This is a genomic window from Burkholderia sp. SIMBA_051 (assembly GCF_046534915.1).
In the GTDB taxonomy this organism is placed as follows: Bacteria; Pseudomonadota; Gammaproteobacteria; order Burkholderiales; family Burkholderiaceae; genus Burkholderia; species Burkholderia ambifaria.
Window position 1 is genome coordinate 1 of sequence record NZ_JAWRXS010000537.1, and the last position, 257, is coordinate 257.

1 protein-coding gene is annotated in these 257 nt (G+C 59.1%); it reads left to right on the top strand.

Translation table 11 applies throughout. The annotated features are described in order from the left end of the window. The coding region (locus SB771_RS35615; RefSeq protein WP_410722120.1) for a sugar nucleotide-binding protein at positions 1–257 on the top strand (257 nt) is incomplete at both ends.

Consider the following 257-nt stretch of genomic DNA (forward strand, 5'->3'; position numbering starts at 1 on the left):
GGGTGCTCCAACTTCCGCGCGAATGATCGCGGATGCAACGGCACATATTGTTAGCCAAGCGATGCGGGAGCGCCGTTCAGCGGCATTCGAGAGCGGCTTGTTCAACCTGACGGCCGCTGGTGCCACGACGTGGCACGGATTTGCGCAGGCGATTATAGAGGCGGCTCGACTCCACTCACCATCGGAGATCGTTACTAAGCGAATCCTGTCCATTGCGACTTCCGAATATCCGACGCCGGCGCGTAGGCCGCTTAATT